The following is a 20,725-nucleotide window of genomic DNA, read 5'->3' as shown; positions in this document are numbered from 1 at the left end:
GACCCCGCTCGGGAACTCACGCCTGGTGAGCGTCGCCTTCGACAGCCCGAACCCTGCCGAGGCGGCGGCCGTGGCCCAGACGCTCGCCGAGAACTTCGTCAACAGCGGCCTGGAGCGCCGCTATGAGGCCTCCGTCCCGGCCCGCGCCTTCCTCGACGAACGGCTGCGCGCGGCCCAGGCGGCGCTCGCGGACGCCGAGCGGCGCCTGGCCGCCTACGCCGACGAGCACCGGATCATCGACCTGGACGGCCAGCGCACGCTGCTCCTGGAGCGGCTCAAGGCCCTGGGCCGGCAGGAGACCGCCGCCTTCGCCGCCCAACTCGCCGCGCAGACCGAGGCCCGGCAGGCGGGCACCGACGCTGCGGCAACGGACAGCCCGGTCATCCAGCGGCTCCAGGCGCGCAAGGCGGAACTCAGCGCCGACTATCAGCAGCAACTCAAGGTCTTCAAGCCCGGCTACCCAAAGATGCAGCAGTTGCGCCGGGCGCTCGCTGAATTGGAGCGCCAGCTCAGGCAGGAGGCGACGGCCATCGGCAGTGCCGCCCGGGCGGCGGCCGCGGCGCGCGCCCACCAGGAGGCGCGGCTGGCCGAGCGCGGTGACGAGGTCCGGGCGCAACTGCGCGACCTCCAGGTGTTTGGCGGCGGGTATCGGGTCCTTGAGCGCGAGGTCGCCGACCACCAGGAACGCCATGACGCACTGCTCGCGCGGATGAAGTCGCTCGAGTCCGCGGCCGGTCCCGGGATCAACCCCATCGCCATTGTCGATCGTGCCCAGGTCCCCCGGGCGCCCTACCGGCCGGACCTGGGGAAGAACCTCAGCCTTGCACTCGCCCTGGGTCTGCTCGGCGGGGTCGCACTGGCCCTGGTGCGCGAAGCACGCGATGATCGGCTGCGCACCGCGCACGAGGTACAGCGGCACACCGGCGCGCCGGTGCTGGCCCTGATACCCCAGGTCGGGCGCGGGCGCGCGGCCCCAGCCAACGCCGGGCCGGCCCTGCTGACCTGGCGCGACCCCGCCAGCCCGCTCGCCGAGGCCTTTCGCACCCTGCGCACCGCGCTCGTCTTCGCCACCCCGGCCGGCGCACCGCGCGTCATGCACTTCGCGAGCGCCGCCCCGCACGAGGGCAAGAGCAGCGCCGCCTGCGCCACCGCCATCGCCTTCGCCGCGGCCGGCAGCCGGGTACTGTTGATCGATGCCGACCTGCGCCGCCCCTGCCTGCACCAGGTCTTCGGCCTGTCCAACGCGGCTGGGCTCAGCGACGGCCTGACGGGGACCGCGGCGCCCCTCACCCAGGCGACCGCGGTCGACGGGCTGCACGTCCTGACCAGCGGCCCCCCGCCGACCCAGCCGGTCGAACGGCTGGCCGGCGCCCGGATGGGCGACCTGATCGCGGACCTGGGCGGGCAGTTCGATCACCTGATCCTGGACGGACCGCCGGTCATGGGCCTGGCCGACGCCCTCGTCCTGGCCCACCTGGCCGATGCGACCCTGCTGGTCGTCACCGCCGGCCGGACCCGCACCGGGGCCTTGGCGGAAACGGCACAGCGCCTGCGCAGCGCCGACGCGAACCTGCTCGGGACCCTCCTGATCACGCCTGACGACGGGGTGTCCCGGTACGGCTACGGCGCCGCGGCCCCGGATAGCGGGCGCGACGCGGTGCCCCACCGCCAGGCCCTGCCCCCGCGCCGCCAGGGCTAGGGCCGGTCGATGAGCCCCGCACCCCGCCATCGGCGCGCCCCCACCCCACCCGCGCCCCGCGCCGGGCGCAGACCCGGCAGCGGCCTTGCGAAGGCCCTGTGGACGGGCGCCGCCCTGGTGTCGATCGCCGTGCTGGCACTCGCCCTGGGCCCGGGACGGGAAACCCTGCGGATCGGCGGACACATCGACCTCGACCGCCGCACTACCCCGCCGCCCGTCTACCGTGACCCAGCACCGCCGCCGATCGGGACAGCGCCAGGGCCGACGGTCTCGGGCCGGGAGCCCGGCACCGGGCGCACGCCTGACCCCCTTGCGGACCGGACCCCGGCGCGGAGGGCGGTTCCAATCGCGGCCGCGACCCCGGCCCGGGGCCCGTACCCTGCCCCCGCCCGGCCGATCGAGACCGACCGGGGCTGGCGACCGGCGGCGCCCGCCGCCACCGAGGCCCTGGACCCGGAGGCCGTCATCGCACGCTTCCAGCGCCACTTCGCCGCCGGCGACCTGCCGGGCCTCCTGCTCCTGCTGGCGGACGACGCGCGCATCGGCCGCCTTGGGGATGACAACCCCACCAACGCGGGGGCAGACCTTTTCGCCGCCACCCTCAAGCGGACGTTCCGACTCACGCCTCTGCGACTGCGGCCCGACGGCCGCGACCGTTATCTCGCCGACGGCGACCTGCAGCGCCCCAACGGCCGCCCGGCCGCGCACCAGGCCGGCACGCTGCGACTGGAATTGACCCGGCAAGCGGCGGGCTATCGGATCTCCGCCCTGCGCTACCGCATCGAGTCCCCACCGCAGCCCTGATCCGAATCTATATTTCATCCGCGCCTGCTAGAGGATGCCGATCGTGGGCGCGTGCAGGACATCCGCAATCCCTTCCGCCAAGAGCCTGAGTTCGGGATGGCCAGCATCAACTACAGACTCGGCGACTTGCTCGCGGGCGCGGAGCCGCCCATTCTCCGGCTGTAATCGGCTGCTGGACCTGCCCAATGCGTGCCCGGATCGCCTGCCTACCCGAACCGCGTTCACGCTAGAATGTAAGGACGTAATTCGTCCTTCCGGGTTTCAACCATGACCGCACCCGCCAAGATCACCAGCAAAGGCCAGACCACCATCCCCCAGGAGGTCCGCAAGGCGCTCCAGGCCGGTCCGGGGAACGTGCTCGACCACGCGCTCATCCGAGGACGGCCGGGACGGCTCAGCCCGGCAGATGCCAGTGCGGTGCGCGTGGGGCTGATCCAACGGCTCGACCTGACGAGCGGAGTCAACCCATGAGAATGGCCGGGTTGAAGCTCCAGAACTTTCGCTGCTTCGATTCTCTGGCCGTCGAGTTCGACGAACGCCTGACTGTCCTGGTCGCGCCCAACGGCCAGGGTAAGACCACCGTGCTCGACGCCATCCGCATCGCCTTGTGGCCCTATGTCAGTGCCTTCGATGTCGTGAGCGGCACGATGCCCGGATCTGGCATTGATATTGATGATGTCAGGGTCCGTCCAACCAGCCTGGCAAGTCATCCCAATATGGAACCACGGTTGCCTTCCGTAGTTTCAGCGGTCGCCGTCATCGCCGGCGAAACCATCAGTTGGTCGCGGTCCCGCGAAAAGGTAAGCGCCGGATCGAAAACGACGATCAGGGAGGCTAAGCCGCTGATGGAAGTCGGGTCAGTTTATCAGTCTCAGATTAGACTCATTGACGAATACGATAGCGAGGAAACCAAAGACGTTACGTTGCCGATCATTGCCTACTATGGCACGGGCCGACTCTGGAAGCGGCGTAAAGTGACGCTCAAGCGCGAATCAAAAAGCTCTTTATTTTTCAAGCACATATGCCTATCTTGGGTGCCTGGACTCCGCATCCGACTATGGATCTTTCTTGGACTGGTTCTTCTTGACTTATGCCTCCGACTTTGAGCAAAAGACGAAGACGATGGAGCGTGAGGGATTTCAAGGTTTGGTTAATGCCAGCACTCCCTACGGCGAGATCCTCGCGGCGGTTTCCGGCTCGGTCGATCTGATCATGAGCGGGACTGGTTGGACGGGGTTACGGTATAGCCAAACCCATCAAACATTAGTCATGTCACATGCGGAGCTAGGCGAATTGAAAGTCGATCAGCTCAGCGACGGCCAGCGCAACATGATCGCCATGGCAGGCGACATCGCTTATCGCTGCGTCCGGCTGAATCCGCACCTCGCCGCGCGTGCGCCATTGGAGACCGACGGCATCGTGCTGATCGACGAGATCGACATGCATCTCCATCCGCAGTGGCAGCAAGTGGTCGTCGGCAACTTCCAGGAGGCGTTTCCCCGAATTCAATTCATTTCAGCAACCCACAGTCCGCAAGTCCTGACGTCGATTCACCAGGGGAACATTCGAGCTCTGGGCAAGAACATGAACGGCGCCTGCGTCGCAAGCGTTCCGCTTGCGAGCTCCTATGGCGAAATCAGCAGTGACGTACTGCAGAGCATCATGATGGTCGACCCACATCCGCCGATAAAGGAGAAACCGGACATCCAACGTCTGATCGCGTTAGTGGATCAAGGTCAATATGCAACCCCGGACGCGCGCCATTTGCTTGCCCGCTTGCGGGACCAACTGCGCGGAGATCACCCGCAACTGCAACGCATCGAAGGTTGAATCAACCGGAAAAATCGCCCCAAGGGCGATTTTCCCGGTTCAGAAGATGGGGAACACGTCGGGCCAGGCGTTGCCCGGCCGGGCGGCCCCCGCGGCCTTGATCGTGACCGGATCACCGACCCGGATGCGGTCATAGAGCAGGCGCGCATCCTCGTAGTCCAGGCGCACGCAGCCATGGGAGTCGGCATAGCCGGGCACCCACCCCTCGTGGACGAAATAGGGGCCGCTGAACTGGAGCGAATAGGGCATCGGGGTATTTTCATCCAACCCGTTGGTATACTTGCCCGAGCGCTTGTTGATATCCTTGTTGAGGACACGAAACTCGCCCTTGGGGGTGGGATGCGCGGCAGTCCCCGACGACACCCGCCCGCTGAGGAAGACCTGACCGTCCTCCACGTACTCGAAGGTCTGGGAGCCGATGAAGATCGTCAGGGCGCGGCGCTGCCCCGCGGGCAGGCGGTAACGCAGGTCATGTTCCGGCTTCACCAGCACTGCGGGCTTCCAGGGCCGCGCCGACTCACCGGCGGGCGGCACCTCAGCCCTGGGCGCCGACGCGCCCATGGGCGCCGACTCCCCCACAGGCGCCGACTCGCCCATGGGGGCGGCGACCACCGCGGGGCCCACGGGGCCGAGGTTCGCCGGTTCTGGCCGGACCTGGGTGTCGAGTGCCTGGTGCGCGCACCCGCCGCTCATCGAGGCGCCGACCACGGCGAGCAGCAGGAGCAGAAATCTTGGGTTGTGCATTGCTTACCTTCTATTCTATTGGCACACTGCCCGCGGGGCAGGGCCGCGGCGTTCCGGGCCTGGACCTGGGGACGCTGATAACCCTTCATTCTCCCACCCCGCGCCGACCCAAAGCCAGGGCCGGGCGACCAAGGGGGGAGATCGACCGAGAGAACCATGATCGAACCCCTGGCCTTGAGCGCCTACTGCGACCGGTTGTTGGACAGCGCCGCCTGCACGGACTATGCCCCCAACGGGCTCCAGGTGGAGGGCGAACGGCCGATCCGGCGCCTGGTGAGCGGCGTGACGGCCAGCCTGGCCCTGATCGCGGCCGCCCTGGAGCTTCAGGCCGATGCCCTGCTGGTTCACCACGGCTGGTTCTGGAAGGGCGAGAACCCCTGTCTCACCGGGCTCAAGGGGCGGCGGGTGCGCGCCCTGATCCAGGGCGGCGCTAGCCTCATCGCCTACCACCTCCCCCTGGATACCCACCCGACCCTGGGCAACAATGCCGCCCTGGCCAGCCAGTTGGGGATTCTGGACGCGCAGGCAACCGGCATCGGCAACGGCGTCCTGTGGACCGGACGCCTGGGCACCCCCATGGCGCCCGCGGACTGGGCCGCGGCCGTGGGGGCGCGACTGGGGCGGAGCGGGACCCTGGTGGTGGGTAGCGACCGACCGGTGCAGCACCTCGCCTGGTGCACGGGCGGCGGTCAGGGCTATATCGAGGCCGCCGCGGCACTCGGGGTGGAGGCCTTCCTGAGCGGGGAGATCAGTGAACAAACCACTCACGCCGCACGGGAACTCGGCATCGCCTACCTCGCGGCCGGCCACCACGCCACCGAGCGCTACGGGGTCCAAGCGCTGGGCGACCACCTGGCCCGGCACTTTGCACTGGACCACCGTTATGTCGAAATCGACAATCCGGCCTGATACTTGCCCACAACGCCGCGCTCGGCGTGGCGGCCTTGCGCGGCCTGGTCGCGGCTGAAGCCGCTCCCACAGCGTCGCTGCGCGACTTTCGCGTCGAGCAGTCTCCACGGGTTACCTGAGTGCCGCCGTAGGGTACTGGTTGCGCGGTACGGCCCGCGGCCCGACCCAAGGAAATGCCGACGAGCCCGCGTGGTTGCTGAGTCCCGCCTTGACCACAAGCGCCCGAATCACGGAGAATGCCAGGTCGGTTTTACAGCGATTTTGCATATACTTATTTTCCCTTTTCCAACACACGCGCAAGGCCGGCTTTTCGGGAGTCGGCAGCACCTGTCTCACCCGGGGGTTAGTCGGAAATGAGCGCACCAGGCGTTAATCAGAGCAGGCGACGGTTACTCGTCGCCGCGACCACCGTGGTCGGCGCCGTCGGCGCCGGCTTCGTGGCCGTTCCCTTCATCGGATCCATGAACCCGAGCGCCAAGGCCCGGGCGGCCGGCGCCCCGGTCGAGGCGGACATCAGCAAGCTGGAGCCGGGCGCCCTGCTGCGCGTCAAGTGGCGCGGCAAGCCGATCTGGATCGTGAGTCGGACCCCGGCGATGCTCGCCGCCCTGCCGACCCTGGACTCGCAGCTGACCGACCCGAACTCTGCGGTCGAGCAGCAGCCGGAGTACTGTAAGAATCCCATCCGCTCGATCAAGCCCGAGTACTGGATCGCGATCGGCATCTGCACCCACCTGGGCTGCTCGCCGACCTTCCGCCCCGAGATCGGGCCGGATGACCTGGGCAAGGACTGGAAGGGCGGGTTCTTCTGCCCCTGCCACGGCTCGCGGTTCGACTTGGCCGGTCGGGTGTTCAAGGGCGTGCCCGCACCAACCAACCTGGTGATCCCGATCCACATGTACCTCAACGACACCACGGTCCTGGTGGGTCAGGATCAAGGAGCCGCCTAGATGAGCGCACAAGAGACGACAACCACCGGCTTCATGGGCTGGATCGACAAGCGGTTCCCGGCCACCAAGGTCTGGAACGAGCACCTGGCCCAGTATTACGCCCCCAAGAACTTCAATTTTTGGTATTTCTTCGGGTCCCTGGCCATCCTGGTCCTGGTCCTGCAGATCGTCACCGGGCTCTTTCTGGCGATGAGCTACAAGCCCTCGGCGGCCGAGGCCTATGCCTCCGTCGAGTACATCATGCGCGACGTCGAGTGGGGCTGGCTGATCCGCTACCTGCACTCCACCGGCGCCTCGGCCTTCTTCGTCATCATCTATCTGCACATGTTCCGTGCCCTGCTCTACGGCTCCTACCGCAAGCCGCGGGAATTGCTGTGGATTATCGGCGTGGTGATTTACCTGGTCATGATGGCCACGGCCTTCATGGGCTATCTGCTGCCCTGGGGCCAGATGTCCTACTGGGGGGCGCAGGTCATCGTAAACCTGTTCGCCGCGGTACCCAACATAGGCCCGGACCTGTCCACCTGGATCCGCGGCGACTATGTCATCTCCGACGTGACGCTGAACCGCTTCTATGCGCTGCACTTCATCGTCCCCTTCGTCCTGGCGGCGCTCGTGTTCATCCACGTCGTGGCACTGCACGCGGTCGGCTCCAACAATCCGGACGGGATCGAGATCAAGGACGGCCCCAAGGGCAACCGCTGGAGCCCCGATGCACCGGCCGACGGCGTCCCCTTCCACCCGTATTACACCGTGAAGGACCTGGTCGGCACCGTGGTCTTCCTGGCCATTTTCGCGGCCGTCGTCTTCTTCGGCCCCGGCTTTTTCGGCCTTTTTCTCGAGGCCCCGAACTTCCAGCCGGCCAACCCGATGGTGACCCCGCTGCATATCGCCCCGGTGTGGTACTTCACGCCCTTCTACGCCATCCTGCGGGCGGTGCCGCCCATGTACGACTCCCAGTTCCCGGGCGTCATCGCGATGTTCGCCTCGATCCTGATCATGTTCCTGCTGCCCTGGCTGGATCGCAGCCCGGTCAAGTCCATCCGCTACAAGGGTATGGTCACCAAGGTTGCCCTGGGGATCTTCGTCGTGTCGTTCATCGCCCTGGGCTACCTCGGGATGATGCCCGTCAGTGAACTGGCGACCGTCATGTCGCAGGTCTTTACCGTTCTGTATTTCGCGTTCTTCCTGCTGATGCCGATCTACAGCAGTTTGGACAAGGTCAAGCCGGTTCCGGAGAGGGTCACCGCATGAACAAGCTGTTAGCCGCCTTCACCCTGGCTTTGGTGCCCGTCCTCGGGTTCGCCAACACGGGGCCGCAAACGCAACCGGCGAACATCGACCTGAAGGACCAGGCGTCATTGCAGAACGGCGCCAAGTACTTCACCAGCTACTGCATGGGGTGCCACTCACTCCAGTACATGCGCTACAACCGCATGGCCAAGGACCTGGGGATCGACGACGCCAGCCTGCGCAAGTACTTCCTGGTCGGCGACGCCAAGCCCGGCGACCTCATGACCAGGGCCATGCGCGTGGACGACGCCGAAAAGTGGTTCGGCGTGCCATCGCCCGACCTCACCCTGGTCACCCGCTGGCGCAGCCCGGACTGGGTCTACACCTATCTCAAGAGTTATTACGTCGACCCGACCCGGCCCTGGGGCGTCAACAACGTCATGTTCCCGAACGTGGCCATGCCCAACGTCCTGGGCGACCTGCAGGGACAGCAAAAGGCGGTCATGTCCCACCATGCGGGTGCAACCCCGGTAGCGGAGGGCGTCAAGCCCCTCACGGCCGGTACCCTGAGCCCGGCGCAGTTCGACACCATGGTCCGCGACCTCACCAACTTCCTGACCTATGCGGGTGAGCCGGTGCAACTGGAGCGCCAGCGCCTGGGCGTCTGGGTGCTGATCTTCCTCGGTTTTCTCTTCATCTTCGCCTACCTGCTGAAGAAGGAATTCTGGAAGGACGTCCACTGAGGTGACGCAACCGCGGTGCCCCGGTCCCCGGGGCACCGCCCTTGCCCGCCGAGCGGTCCGCACCGCGGACCCGATGCGCAACCCGTAGGGTCCGCTGCGCGGACCAACCACCCCAGAACGCCGCCAGATGAGCGGATCGGCCGGGACCCTGGCGAAGCGCCCGACCGCCGGGCAACCTCCCCCCAAAAAGCGCCCTCGGGCAGTGCCCTGACACGGTATACTCCCGGGTTGAAGTACGGCGCGTGCATTCCCCCTCCCCTCGCCCATGTCAGGGTCCACCTGGCACCGGCATCCCCCTGAGGAAAGCCACGCGCCGACACCACACCGCGCGGCCTGGAAGGGTTGGCGCTTGGAGTTCTTCGGTCGCTGCCGGGCTGCGCCTCGGCGCTGAATGAGGGAACGCCGCCAGTGGCCGTGAGCAGACGAGCTGTAATGACCCTATTTTCTGATCCCCTTTGTCCCTACTGCCATCGCGTCCGCATGGTCCTTGCCGAAAAGGGCATCGCGGTGGACGTGGTTGATGTGGATGCCAAGAACCTCCCGGACGAGGTCATGGATTTCAATCCCTACGGCACCGTGCCGACCCTGGTCGACCGCGACCTGCGCCTCTATGAGTCGCGCATCATTATGGAATATCTCGACGAGCGCTTCCCGCACCCGCCGCTGTTGCCCGTCGATCCGGTGTCGCGCGCCAATGCGCGGCTCTTCATGTACCGTATCGATCACGACTGGTATCAATTGATGGGGCGCGGTTTTAACGGCACCGCGGAAGAAAAGACCAAGGCGCGCAAGCAATTGCGTGAGAGCCTGATTACCTCTGCACCGATCTTCGCCGCCCACCCGTTCTTCATGAGCGACGAGTTCTCATTGGTAGACTGCTGCGTCGCCCCCCTGTTGTGGCGGCTGCCCGCGCTGGCCATCGAGATCCCGGAACAGGCCAAGGCGGTCCGCAACTATATGACGCGGATCTTTGCCTGGGAGGCCTTCCGTTCCAGTCTGACCGAGGCCGAACGGGAGTTGGTCACCGACCTGTAAACCGGCCCCAGGAGCCGCGGATGAACACCCAAGACGGGTCCATGACCTCAACCAAGCCCTATCTGGTCCGCGCCATCTACGAGTGGATTCTGGACAACCAGATGACCCCGCACCTGCTGGTGGACGCGCGCCACCCGGGCACGCGCGTGCCGAACGAATTCGTCGAGAACGGCCAGATCGTCCTCAACATCGCCCCCAGCGCGGTGCATGGCCTGCTGATGGACAACGACTGGGTGCGCTTCAGCGCGCGCTTCGGCGGGGTCACCCGTCACCTCGAGATCCCGAGCGAGGCCGTGCTGGGCATCTTCAGCCGCGAAAACCACCAGGGAATGATCTTCCCCCCGGCTGAGCCGGTGGACGAGGCCCTGGGCAACGACGCCTCGCCCCAAGAAGACAGCGCCCCCCCCGCGCCGACGAATCAACCGAAGGGCGACGGGGGCGGCAAGGGCAAGGGCAAAGGACGGGGCGGCCCCAAACTGACCATCGTCAAGTAGCGCCGGTCGCGTCCCGGCAGTAGCGCAGTGATTTGGCACGCGCATCGGGCGATCCGGACAATTCCCAGATCCCTTGGTTTCTTCTTGGCGTCCTGGCGTGAGCAATGACCATAGAAGGAGCAGTTATCCACAGATGAACACAGATTAACACAGATTAACACAGATTATTCATTAAGTTACGCTTAGTCGTGGGATCACCTTGCCGGTGATTGAAAAAATAACGATAAGCGAACCATAATTTGAAGGATATCTGTGCTTATCTGTGTTCATCTGTGGATTTCAGGATTTCAGGATTACCGAATCCGGGATCACCGGGCGCCTCAGGTATCCTCGATCTGCTCCGGCAGGCCAAAGCTCAGGTCCTCCAGACCCAGCCCCCGCATCACCAGGTAGCCGCTACGCCGACCCACCCCCTCCTCGCTGAAGTCGAACCGGTAGACCCGGCGCAGACGCACCCCCTCACGGCCCCAGGCCAGGCGCAAACGGCGCAAGGCCACGGCCTGGTCGAGCAACTGCAGGTCGCGCTGCTCGCAGGCCGCGCGGCAGATGCCGAGCGCGATCTCGCGCGCGCGCAGACTGTCGAGCCAGAACCAGCCGAGCAGCAAGAAGACGAAGATGGCGGACAGATCGCTCATAGGTCTGCCATAGTACCATCGCGCAGGCCCGCGGTTCGTGTCGACCCGGCCTCGCGGGTGCGATCAGAACTGATGAGGAGGAGCCCATGCGATTTTTCAATAACGCCGGACCGGTCGACTGCGCCCAGCACTATTGCCTGGACCCGCTGCATCGCATCGACCTGGAGGAGGTCGAAGCGCTGCTCGGACAGCAACGCTATTTCGTGCTGCACGCCCCCCGCCAGACCGGCAAGACTTCCTCGCTCCTGGCCTTGATGCACCATCTCAATGCGGGCACCCGCTACCGCTGCGTCTATATCAACGTGGAGCCGGCACAGGCCGCCCGCGAGGACGTACCAGCGGCAATGCAGGCGCTCCTGAGCGGCCTCGGCACCTGGGCACGGCAACTGGCCGCAGACCCCTATCCGGGCCAGATTTGGCCCCAAGTGCTGGCCGAAGCGGGCGCCTTCAATGCCTTCGGGGAGGTCTTGAGCCGCTGGGCCGAACACAGCGACCGGCCCCTGGTCTTGCTGATCGACGAGATCGATGCACTGATCGGCGACACCCTGATCGCGCTGCTGCGCCAACTGCGCGCCGGTTACACCAAACGCCCGCGCGCCTTCCCGCAGAGCGTCGTGCTCTGCGGGGTCCGCGACGTGCGCGACTACCGTATCCACTCCGCCCGCTCACAAGAGATCATCACCGGCGGCAGTGCCTTCAACATCAAGGCCGAGTCCATCCGGATGGGCAATTTCAGCGCGGCGGGTGTCGTCGCACTCTACCTCCAGCACAGCACGGAAACGGGTCAGCTCGTTACCGCCGACGCCATTGAACGCATCTGGGACCTGACCCGCGGCCAGCCCTGGCTGGTCAACGCACTGGGCTACCAACTGTGCTTTCGCGACCGGGGCGCGCGTGATCGCCGGGTCGTCATCACCGCCGAGCGGGTGGAGCAGGCCAAAGAGGTCCTGATCCAGCGCCGCGACACCCACCTGGACCAACTCGCCGACAAGCTGCGCGAGCCGCGCGTGCGCCGCGTCGTGGAGCCGATGCTGACCGGCGGCGAGGCCCAAGGCTCGGTACACGAAGACGATATCCAGTATGTCACGGACCTGGGCCTGGTCGCGCGGGACTCAGGCGTACTCGCCATCGCCAACCCGATCTATCGCGAGATCATCCCCCGGCAATTGACCTTCGTCCAACAGATCGATTTCGAGGCGCAATACCAGAGCGCCTGGTACATCGCGCCGGACGGCCGTCTGGACCTGCCCAAACTGCTCACCGCCTTCCAGGTCTTCTTCCGCGAGCACTCCGAACACTGGATCGAACGCTTCGAGTACAAAGAGGCCGGGCCCCAATTGCTGCTCCAGGCCTTCCTGCAACGCATCGTCAACGGCGGCGGGCGGATCGAGCGCGAATACGGACTGGGGCGGATGCGCACGGATCTCTTCATCCTGTGGCCCTATGACGCTGATCAGGTCCAGAAGGCCGTGCTGGAGTTGAAGGTCCGGCATCGGGGGCTCGAGGCGACCATTGCCCTGGGACTGCAACAGACCTACGAATATCTGGACCGCTGCGCCGCACAAGAGGCCCATCTGCTGATCTTCGACCGGAGCAAACGGGCTTGGAGTGAGAAGGTCTTTCGGCGGACCGAGCGGTTTGCCGGGGTGGCGATCGAGGTGTGGGGCATGTAGGGGGATCATCGGGGTCCTCGGGTCGCCCGCACCGACGGGCCTCCGCTTGCCGCTGAGCACCCTGCCGCGCGGCGCCGCGCGGGCGATACCAGGCTTTGGTCATGGTTCCAGCCAGCCGCGGCGCCGGCCGACTGGAGTCCAAGGCTTCAGCCTTGGATTGCACGGAACCTTGCAGGGGTCCACTTTAGGGGCCTTCGGCAAACACCTCGTCGAGCGACCCGGCGTCGAGGACGCGCAGGCTCCAGGCCATGAGCCGCTCGGGCTCGGCCTGGTCCAGGCGCTCCAGGGTCTCTGCCGACAAGGGGCCGAAACGCTGCTCCAGCAAACCATGCAGGACCAGCGAGACGCCGCGGGTCTGGCCGAGCGCCTCGCCGCGGGTCTGGCCGCGGCGCTCCACAAAGCTCATGTAAGGCATTTTGAGGCTCTCCTCGATCGCGAAGATCGCATCTGTGTATTGCAGTTCCAGGTCGTCGGGCAGGCGCAGAATCCAGTCCAGAAAGCGGTACAGGTCGATGATGCGCTGTCGCGACAGGCCGCGCTCGTAGAGTCGGCGGGTGAGCTTGAGCTTGCGACGGTAGCGCGCCTGGGCATCGCCGTGGGTCTCCTGGGCCGCGAGATGAGCCAGCACCACGGTCGCAAAGGGGTTATCCTCCGTCTCCAACTCGCCCTGTCTCGATGCATAGTCGAGCAGCTTCACGTTCGGGAAACGGATCCCGAGTCGGCTGCCCCAGCAGCCGATCTCGAAGCGATCCGGTCGCCAGTCGGCCGTGGTGTCGGCCAGCACGGCAAGGCTTGCGATGTCGCGGGCGTAGCGGTCGTAGAGCCGATAGGCATAGACGAACATCCGCCGCGGAAAGTCCGCCTCGCTCTGGCCCTGGACCTCGATGTGGACCAGGACCCACTCCTCGCCCCCGCCGATCCGATGGACCTTGAGCAGCTTATCCGCATAGCGCCGGCCGAGCTCCGCGTCCTGCACCACCTGGGACAACTCCTTGTCCAGCGACTCGAACCCAAGAGACCAATCGATCTCGGCGGCGGCATCGGGGAAGAAGAAGGCCATGAAATCGGGAAAATAGTCCCCCAGGATCTCCTTCCACGGGCTGTCGTAGTCATCGGCCATCGGGTCGCCTCCGCGTCGTATCCGGATACTCGACTCTAGGCGAGATGCGGGACCCTGGCAAGCCTACCGACTGGCGAGCCGGAAGGTCCCCGGGGCCTCAGGCGGTGATTCGCAGCCGGGGGCCTTGATCATAACCCCGGCCACCGCGCGAGCCGCAAGGCCGCTGGTCCGCACAGCGGACCCTACGGAACGCAGCCTTACCGTAGGGTCCGCTGTGCGGACCGATCGCCGCTGGCCGGAGTGATGATCAAGGCCGCAGCCGGGCCAGTAGCCGGCCAAGCCAGCCGGAGCGGCGGCGCCGGCTCGGCAGCGGCGCCGGGGCGACCCCCGACTCCATGTCGATCCGGGTGATCCGAGCGGCGCTGTCGGCCGGGTCGAGCCCCAGCGCGGCGAGCAGGGCGGCGTAGTTCGCCTGGACCGGATCGAGATCGGGGAGCCGGTGCCCGGTGGCGGCGGTGGATTGCAGCAGGATAACAAGCGCCCGGCGCATGGGCGGCTCGGCCTCGGCGAGTCGGTTGGTGTCCTGAAGCAGTTGGGCCAAGTTGTTGAGATCGCGGGCGACAGCGGGATGGTCCGGCCCATAGGCCCGCTCGTCGATGGCGAGTGCCCGGCGCATTAGCGGCTCGGCCTCGGCGAGTCGGTTGGTGTCCTGAAGCAGTTGGGCCAAGTTGTTGAGATCGCGGGCGACAGCGGGATGGTCCGGCCCAGAGGCCCGCTCGTCGATGGCGAGCGCCCGGCGAATGAGCGGCTCGGCCTCGGCGAGTCGGCTGGTGGCCGTAAGCAGTTGGGCCAGGTTGTTGAGATCGGTGGCGACATCGGGATGGTCCGGTCCATAGGCCCGCTCGGCGATGGCGAGCGCCCGGCGCATGGGCGGCTCTGCCTCGGCAAGTCGGTTGGTGGCCTGAAGCAGTTGAGCCAGGTTGTTGAGCACGATGGCGACCCTGGGATGGTCCGGCCCAGAGGCCCGCTCGTCGATGGCGAGCGCCCGGCGCATGAGCGGCTCGGCCTCGGCGAGTCGGTTGGTGGCCTGAAGCAGTTGGGCCAGGTTGTTGAGATCGATGGCGACATCGGGATGGTCCGACCCATAGGTCCGCTCGTCGATGGCGAGCGCCCGGCGCATCAGCGGCTCGGCCTCGGCGAGTCGGTTGGTGGCCTGAAGCAGTGCGGCCAGGTTGTTGAGATCGCGAGAGACACTGGGATGGTCCGGCCCATAGGCCCGCTCGTCGATGTCGAGCGCCCGGCGCATGAGCGGCTCGGCCTCGGCGAGTCGGTTGGTGGCCTTAAGCAATTGGGCCAGGTTGTTGAGATGGATGGCTACCCTGGGATGGTCCGGCCCATGGACCCGCTCGTCGATGGCGAGCGACCGACGCTTCAGCGGCTCGGCCTCGGCGTAACGGGCCTGGGCGTACAGCAGCTTCCCCAACTCGTTCAACAAGCACGACTCCACCCCGCCCGCCCCGTCGCGGTCCTCCGCGAGCAAGGCACCCAGATGCGGCGCCAGCGGCACCCAGACCGGCCAGTCGCGTACATCCATCGGGTCGCCGACCGCGACCGTATCGGCCAGCGCCAAGGCCGCGGCGCGGGCGGCGGCGGCGCGCTCCGGGGTCTGGGCGGCGCGGATCATGAGCGCCAGTACCCGGTGCAGCCGTCCCGGGCTATCGAAGTCGGCCGGTGCCGCTTGCAGCAGGGACAGCTCGGCGAGTCGGGCCAGGGACTCCTCCAGGTCCAGCGGCGCGTCCGGCGACTGGGCAGCGAGCAGGCCGCTCAGTGACTGCGCGCGCCGGGCGATCCGTCCCGCCGACCCCGCGTCCTCCCCGGTCTCGCAGAACAGGGACCGCGGCAAGGGTTCGGACCCCAGCCAGGCGATGGTATCGAGCAGTGCGCGCGCGGTCTCGGGCAGGATCTCGGCGCTGGTCTGCCAGGTAGTCGCGAGCGGTCGCGGGTAGTCCATGAGCCAGGCGTCGTGCCAGCCCTGTACCCGCCGGTCGTTGCGGCGCCAGCGCGCCAGATAGTCGGCGAGTGTGCTGTGCTCGCACCCGACGAAGGCACCGGCCTGCTCCAGCGCCAGTGCGTAACCGTCCAGCTCCTGTGCGAGCGCGCCCGCCTGCACCGTGTCGTCCGGGCGCGTCTGGCGCCCGCGCTGGGTGCGCTCCAGCAGAAAGTCGCGGGCGGACTGCGGGTCCAATCGGTCGAGCGGCAGGGTGCGCACCGACCCCGGCCAGTTGGCGAGCCGGCCGGTCATCAGCAGATGCCCGCCGGTCAGGGTGGCGAGCCGTCGGTCCGCGGCGGCGGCGGCCGCTTCGGTGTCCAGGAGCGGATCTGCGCAAGCTCCGGGGCGCGGCCCTTGAACAGGGTGCCGAGCGAGGGATAGGGGAGGTTTTGGGGTCGGGCCGCGGGCGGGGCGGGCGCGCTGCCGGTGCGCGCCGGGAGACTGATCCGCTGGCCCAAGGGTGCGGGGACGATCGCCGCCTGACCGGTCAGCAGCCGGTAGAGCCCTTCATAGCCCGGGTCATCGAGGTCGAAACCGCGCAGACGGACATGGGTCCAGCCGCGCACCAGGGTCGGGATCGCGCTGTCCGGCTCGTCGTGCAGCAGCACCGGGACGATGCGCCGGTTGCCCTTGCCGTCGTAGAGCTCGTCGTCGAGCAGCGCGCCCTCCCAGAAGACGCCCTTGCCGGTATGCGGATCGACCCGGCCGTCCAGGCGGTCGCAATAGATGGCCGAGCAGGTCATCAGGACCCAGCGCGCCCGGTCGGCAGCCAACTGCTCCCGGCACCAGCGCGGCCAGTCGATCAGCTCGTGACCGTGGAAGCGGTCCAGTTCGACCGCGATACCGTGCCCGCGCAGCGCCTGGGCGAGCGCCAGCACCGCGGCCGAGTGCCGGTCCGAGTGCTGGGCATAGCTGACGAAGACGCGGATCTGTGTGTCATCGGGGCGCATCGGGCGGGTCCTGGTCAACCGGCGTGGCGGCAGTGTAATCCATGGTCCGTTGGCGCGATACGGGTCGCACTGGGGCCGGAGGATTGCGTAGGAGCGGCCCCCAGGCCGCGACGGGTTGCCGCAGGGGCCGGGCCGACACTACGCTGCATGCTTGCCTTCATTTGCTGGCAATCCGTGTTCTTCGGCCGCCGGTTCCCGCCGCGCTCGCACCTTGAATCCGCTGTCCAATTCCAAACGAACATCGAACCGGCTACCCTGCTCGTCAGTGAACCCCTTGATCAACCGCGTGCGCCCATCCCGGATCAAGCCCGCGATCTGAAGATCCGTCAGCACCTTGCCGCCGACCTCCCGCAGCACCGCGAAGTCGCAGCCGTCACGATAGCGATTGCAGCCGAAACCGCGATGTCCCTGGATGATCCGCCCTTGGCCACACTTGGGACAGGTCAGCCCCGCGGGTCCGCGCGCGGCCGGGGCCGGGGCCGGCGCCGCCGGGGCGGATTCGGGGTGGACCGCGGGGGCCGGGGGCAAGGGGGCGGGATCGCTCCCCGGGCGCGGCGGCGCCGCCGGGTCCGGCGTCGGGCCGAAGTCGAACGCCACCCGCCCGTCGGCGCCCAGCTTCAGCGCGGCCTTGAAGGGCTTGCCGGCCTTGGACTGGAAGCCTTCGAGGGGACCGATCCGGCCCTTGGCCAGCAGTTCCCGTACCTGGGCCTTGGTCAATTTGACCCCCGCCACCGTCTTCCAGACGGCGAAGGCGCAGCCCTCGCGATAGCGGCTGCACCCGAAGGCGCGGGCGGTCTCCATCAGCTCGCCCTGGCCGCACCCGGGACAGGTGCCGAGCCCGGCGGGACGCGGTATGGCACCCTTGCGGGCGCCGCGGGCGGCGCCCGGCCGGGTCCCCTGGGCGGCCCGCGCCTGCTCGACCTGCTCCGCGGAGAAGGCCGGCCCCTGCCAGACCTGCGGGATCAGGTCGCGCACCAGGTCGACGATCGCCTGGTTGAACTCGGCTACCGGGCGGGCGCCCTCCTCCACCTCGCGCAGTTGCTGCTCCCAGGCGGCGGTCAGTTCGGGGCTTTTCAGCGGTGCGGCCACCCGCTCGATCAGCACCCGCCCCTTCTGCGTCGCCCGCAACTGCTTGCGTTGACGCTCCACGTAGCCGGTGCGGATCAGCTTTTCGATGGTCTCGGCGCGGGTCGCCGGGGTGCCGAGACCGCTCGCCTGCATGGCCCGCGCCAGGTCCCGGTCCTCGATGCTGCGCCCGGCGTTCTTCATGGCGCCGAGCAGGGTCGCGTCCGTGAAGGGGCGCGGCGGGCTGGTCTCGCGCTCGCGCACCTCCAGGCGCTCGACATGGACGTCCTGGCCGACCTTGAGCGGCGGCAGGACCTGCTCCTCGGCGGCCTCCGGCGGATCGGCCGCGGCGGCCGGTTCGCCCCCCGGCCCCGCCGCCGCCCGGGGCGCCGCGCCGGCCGCCTTGGCGCGCGCGGCAGTACCGCCACCCTCGGCGATGGTCCACCCCGGGTCCATCACCCGCGCCCCCCGGGCGACGAAATCCGCACCGCCGATGGCGAGCAGCACGCGGGTCTCCTCCACCACCTGATCGGGCAGGAAGACACAGACGAAGCGGGTCTGCACCAGGTCATAGACCAGCCGCAGCGGCCCGCTCAGGCCCGCGGGGACCGACCGCCCGGTCGGCAGTATGGCGTGGTGGTCGGTGAGCTTGGTCTGGTCCACATAGGCGCGGCCCAGGCGGTGCCCGGCCGCGAGCCGGGCCAGGGCAACCGGGGCCTGGGGGTGGTCCAGGCCCTTGAGGATGCCGGGGAGTTGCTCCACAAGGTCCTCGCCGATGTGACGGCTCTCGGTGCGGGGATAGCTGATCAGCTTGTGGGTCTCGTAGAGCGCCTGCGCCAGTTCCAGGACCGCGGCGGCGGTCAGCCCGAAGCGGCGATTGGCGTCGCGCTGCAGGGTGGTCAGGTCGTAGAGCGGCGGCGGGCGGTTGTGCTGAATCTGGATGTCCAACTCCCGCACCGTGCCCGTCCGGTGGGGTTCGATGGCCGCCGCGATGTCACGATGCAGAAGCTCCGCCGCCTCCTTGGTACCGATCCGCGTCTCCCCCTCCAGGCTGTAGCGGGCGAGAAAGCCCTCCGCCAGGTGGGCGATGAGTTCATAGAAGAGGGTCTTGGTGAAACCGGCGATCGCCGCATCCCGGGCACAGATCATCGCCAGCGTCGGGGTCTGGACGCGGCCGATGGTGCACAGGACCCGGTTGTGGACCGTGTAGGCGCGGGTCAGGTTCATGCCGATCAGCCAGTCGGCCTGGGCGCGGGCGCGCGCCGCGCGGGCCAGGTCGTCGAAGGCACTGCCGGGCTTGAGCGCCCGGAAGGCGGCCCGCAGCGCCTCGTCGGTGAGGCTCGACACCCAGAGCCGGTCGAAGGGCTTGCGGCAACGCGCCTGCTCATAGATGAGCCGGAAGATGTGCTCCCCCTCGCGCCCGGCGTCCGTGGCGCAGACCAGGCGCGCGTGGGCCGGGTCATTGATGAGGCCCTTGACGACCTGAAACTGGTCGGCGGTCTTGGGGTCGAGCGTGAGCCGCCAGTGCTCGGGCAGCATGGGCAGTTGGGCGGCGCTCCAGCGCCCTTTCCACGGCGGGCCATAGTCGTCTGGCTCCGCCAGGTGGACCAGGTGCCCGAGCGCCCAGGTGACGCACCAGCCGTTGCCCTCCAGGTACCCCTGGCCCTTGCGGTTGGCCCCCAGGACCCGGGCGATGTCCCGGGCCACACTCGGCTTCTCGGCGATGACGACGGTCGCCATGCGTCACGCTAGCCCGACCGGCCAACCCCGCTCGAACACCGCCGCCACGACGAGATAGACCCACACCACACCGTACCCCCTGGAGCCATGCCATTACCCATGCCGCATTAATCCTCTCACAAAGACACAAAGACACGGAGAAAATCGAATTCGGTTTGCCCGCCGGCCGCGGATCGCGGATCATCGGGGCCTCACGCCGCCGCCCCAGACGACCCAGGCCCGCCGCTTAAGTAACCATGCGCAGATACATCCGGCACCCCACCGATTGCCCCGTCGATGTGCAACTGAGCGAGGTGGTCCCGCCCGGGCGCGAATACCTGCGCAACATCAGCCGCGGCGGCCTGTGCTTCCGCTCCCTGATGGCGCTCGACATCGGCGCGACCATCCATATCACGATCCCGGTGGCGCAGCCGGTGTTCGAGACCGCCGGCGTCGTCGCCTGGTGCGAGCCGACCCCGGACGGCTTCGAGGTCGGGGTGCGCTTCGCCGGGCAGGACCCGCGCAAACACCGCATCGTGGAGCAGGTGTGCCAGATCGAGAACTTCAAGCGCGAGATCTGGATGCAGGACGGCCGGCGCCTCAACGGCGAAGAGGCGGCCCTGGAGTGGCTGCGGCGGCAGCAGGTCTGAGTGCCGCGTCCCGTTGCGACGTCCTTTGACCCCAGAAAAAAGCAGTTTAGCCGCAAATGAACGCAAATTAACGCAAATAATCAGAGACTTGGCGTTTACTGCTTGTTTACTGTCCGGGTGACCCCCGCGATGGTACTAACCAGATGATTTATTTGCGCTTATTTGCGGCCAAATACTCTTCTTGGACTAACAGACGCCGCGCCGGCCCCCACCTCTCCAAGGATCGCTCTTATCGCATTCGTGTCGGAGGCGCGCGCGCACTGGAGCAGGCGCTCGGCCGCCACCTGGAGCAGCGCGTCGCCGGCGGCGTGGCCCAGGCTGTCGTTGATCGGTCGGACATCGTTCGGTCACTCGATCAAATGGCAACCAAGGGGGATAACAGGATACTCTAACGTATTAACGCCAAGGACACCCGAGCGCCCGGGGTCAGGCGCGGCCGAACGCGGCCGGACCCCGCCGCGGTCCGCCCCCGGGGGCAACGCTTT

The 20,725-nt window shown here is 67.4% G+C and carries 20 protein-coding genes; 13 read left to right on the top strand and 7 right to left on the bottom strand.

Annotation, left to right across the window (positions count from 1 at the left end):
* Window positions 1–25: 25 nt before the first annotated feature.
* The 5 genes from THSYN_RS11815 (at window position 26) to THSYN_RS11795 (ending at window position 4,333) form a co-directional block, all read left to right on the top strand.
* A complete protein-coding gene (locus THSYN_RS11815; protein ID WP_157817611.1) occupies window positions 26–1,699 on the top strand; it encodes a polysaccharide biosynthesis tyrosine autokinase in 1,674 nt (557 codons plus the stop codon).
* 9 nt (window positions 1,700–1,708) lie between these two features.
* Window positions 1,709–2,503, top strand: coding sequence for a hypothetical protein (locus tag THSYN_RS11810; RefSeq protein ID WP_100919321.1), 795 nt, complete (start codon window positions 1,709–1,711; stop codon window positions 2,501–2,503).
* Window positions 2,504–2,770: 267 nt separating this feature from the next.
* Window positions 2,771–2,974 carry an AbrB/MazE/SpoVT family DNA-binding domain-containing protein gene (locus tag THSYN_RS35265; RefSeq protein ID WP_216644737.1) on the top strand — a complete coding sequence of 68 codons (204 nt, stop codon included), beginning with the start codon at window positions 2,771–2,773 and terminating at the stop codon, window positions 2,972–2,974.
* A complete protein-coding gene (locus tag THSYN_RS11800) occupies window positions 2,971–3,609 on the top strand; it encodes an AAA family ATPase (protein WP_100919320.1) in 639 nt (212 codons plus the stop codon). Before THSYN_RS35265 ends, THSYN_RS11800 begins: the two co-directional genes overlap by 4 nt.
* Window positions 3,572–4,333, top strand: coding sequence for an AAA family ATPase (locus THSYN_RS11795; protein ID WP_157817610.1), 762 nt, complete (start codon window positions 3,572–3,574; stop codon window positions 4,331–4,333). The genes THSYN_RS11800 and THSYN_RS11795 overlap by 38 nt, the downstream gene beginning before the upstream one ends.
* A 39-nt stretch (window positions 4,334–4,372) precedes the next feature.
* Here the strand turns inward: THSYN_RS11795 and THSYN_RS11790 are convergent, their stop codons facing one another.
* Window positions 4,373–5,077, bottom strand: a complete 705-nt coding sequence (locus THSYN_RS11790) for a L,D-transpeptidase (RefSeq protein ID WP_100919318.1) — start codon at window positions 5,075–5,077, stop codon at window positions 4,373–4,375.
* A gap of 156 nt (window positions 5,078–5,233) precedes the next feature.
* Here THSYN_RS11790 and THSYN_RS11785 point away from each other — a divergent pair, with 156 nt between their 5' ends.
* The 6 genes from THSYN_RS11785 (at window position 5,234) to THSYN_RS11760 (ending at window position 10,438) form a co-directional block, all read left to right on the top strand.
* The gene (locus THSYN_RS11785) at window positions 5,234–5,986 is read left to right on the top strand and encodes a Nif3-like dinuclear metal center hexameric protein (protein ID WP_100919317.1); all 753 of its coding nucleotides are present in this window, start codon (window positions 5,234–5,236) and stop codon (window positions 5,984–5,986) included.
* A 353-nt stretch (window positions 5,987–6,339) separates the two neighbouring features.
* The gene (gene petA, locus THSYN_RS11780; RefSeq protein WP_100919316.1) at window positions 6,340–6,933 is read left to right on the top strand and encodes a ubiquinol-cytochrome c reductase iron-sulfur subunit; all 594 of its coding nucleotides are present in this window, start codon (window positions 6,340–6,342) and stop codon (window positions 6,931–6,933) included.
* Window positions 6,934–8,187 carry a cytochrome b gene (locus THSYN_RS11775; protein ID WP_100919315.1) on the top strand — a complete coding sequence of 418 codons (1,254 nt, stop codon included), beginning with the start codon at window positions 6,934–6,936 and terminating at the stop codon, window positions 8,185–8,187.
* On the top strand, window positions 8,184–8,909 hold the full coding sequence (locus tag THSYN_RS11770; RefSeq protein WP_100919314.1) for a cytochrome c1: 726 nt from the start codon (window positions 8,184–8,186) through the stop codon (window positions 8,907–8,909). The genes THSYN_RS11775 and THSYN_RS11770 overlap by 4 nt, the downstream gene beginning before the upstream one ends.
* A 432-nt stretch (window positions 8,910–9,341) precedes the next feature.
* Entirely contained in the window at window positions 9,342–9,944 is a 603-nt protein-coding gene (locus tag THSYN_RS11765) for a glutathione S-transferase N-terminal domain-containing protein (RefSeq protein ID WP_100919313.1), read from the top strand.
* Window positions 9,945–9,985: 41 nt separating this feature from the next.
* Window positions 9,986–10,438 carry a ClpXP protease specificity-enhancing factor gene (locus tag THSYN_RS11760; protein WP_216644785.1) on the top strand — a complete coding sequence of 151 codons (453 nt, stop codon included), beginning with the start codon at window positions 9,986–9,988 and terminating at the stop codon, window positions 10,436–10,438.
* Window positions 10,439–10,758: 320 nt separating this feature from the next.
* Here THSYN_RS11760 and THSYN_RS11755 read toward each other — a convergent pair whose 3' ends face one another.
* The gene (locus THSYN_RS11755; protein WP_100919311.1) at window positions 10,759–11,073 is read right to left on the bottom strand and encodes a DUF3301 domain-containing protein; all 315 of its coding nucleotides are present in this window, start codon (window positions 11,071–11,073) and stop codon (window positions 10,759–10,761) included.
* A gap of 86 nt (window positions 11,074–11,159) precedes the next feature.
* On the opposite strand from THSYN_RS11755, the gene THSYN_RS11750 reads away from it, so the two are divergent.
* On the top strand, window positions 11,160–12,746 hold the full coding sequence (locus THSYN_RS11750; protein WP_100919310.1) for an ATP-binding protein: 1,587 nt from the start codon (window positions 11,160–11,162) through the stop codon (window positions 12,744–12,746).
* Between the two features lie 184 nt (window positions 12,747–12,930).
* On the opposite strand, the gene THSYN_RS11745 is transcribed toward THSYN_RS11750, so the two are convergent.
* From THSYN_RS11745 to THSYN_RS11730, 4 genes are all read right to left on the bottom strand, one after another.
* Complete coding sequence (locus THSYN_RS11745) at window positions 12,931–13,866, bottom strand: RpnC/YadD family protein (RefSeq protein WP_100919309.1); 936 nt, start codon at window positions 13,864–13,866, stop codon at window positions 12,931–12,933.
* 247 nt (window positions 13,867–14,113) lie between these two features.
* Entirely contained in the window at window positions 14,114–16,108 is a 1,995-nt protein-coding gene (locus THSYN_RS11740; RefSeq protein ID WP_100919308.1) for a tetratricopeptide repeat protein, read from the bottom strand.
* Window positions 16,109–16,125: 17 nt separating this feature from the next.
* Entirely contained in the window at window positions 16,126–16,806 is a 681-nt protein-coding gene (locus THSYN_RS11735; protein WP_100919307.1) for a TIR domain-containing protein, read from the bottom strand.
* 138 nt (window positions 16,807–16,944) lie between these two features.
* Window positions 16,945–19,611, bottom strand: coding sequence for a type IA DNA topoisomerase (locus tag THSYN_RS11730; RefSeq protein ID WP_100919306.1), 2,667 nt, complete (start codon window positions 19,609–19,611; stop codon window positions 16,945–16,947).
* A 236-nt stretch (window positions 19,612–19,847) separates the two neighbouring features.
* Here THSYN_RS11730 and THSYN_RS11725 point away from each other — a divergent pair, with 236 nt between their 5' ends.
* Window positions 19,848–20,240 (top strand): PilZ domain-containing protein, encoded by a 393-nt coding sequence (locus tag THSYN_RS11725; protein ID WP_100919305.1) that lies wholly within the window; start codon window positions 19,848–19,850, stop codon window positions 20,238–20,240.
* A 158-nt stretch (window positions 20,241–20,398) separates the two neighbouring features.
* Here the strand turns inward: THSYN_RS11725 and THSYN_RS11720 are convergent, their stop codons facing one another.
* Window positions 20,399–20,533 carry a hypothetical protein gene (locus tag THSYN_RS11720; RefSeq protein WP_236848942.1) on the bottom strand — a complete coding sequence of 45 codons (135 nt, stop codon included), beginning with the start codon at window positions 20,531–20,533 and terminating at the stop codon, window positions 20,399–20,401.
* Window positions 20,534–20,725: the final 192 nt, after the last annotated feature.

It is taken from the genome of Candidatus Thiodictyon syntrophicum, assembly GCF_002813775.1.
In the GTDB taxonomy this organism is placed as follows: Bacteria; Pseudomonadota; Gammaproteobacteria; order Chromatiales; family Chromatiaceae; genus Thiodictyon; species Thiodictyon syntrophicum.
This window is presented reverse-complemented; position numbering and strand designations above follow the sequence as displayed.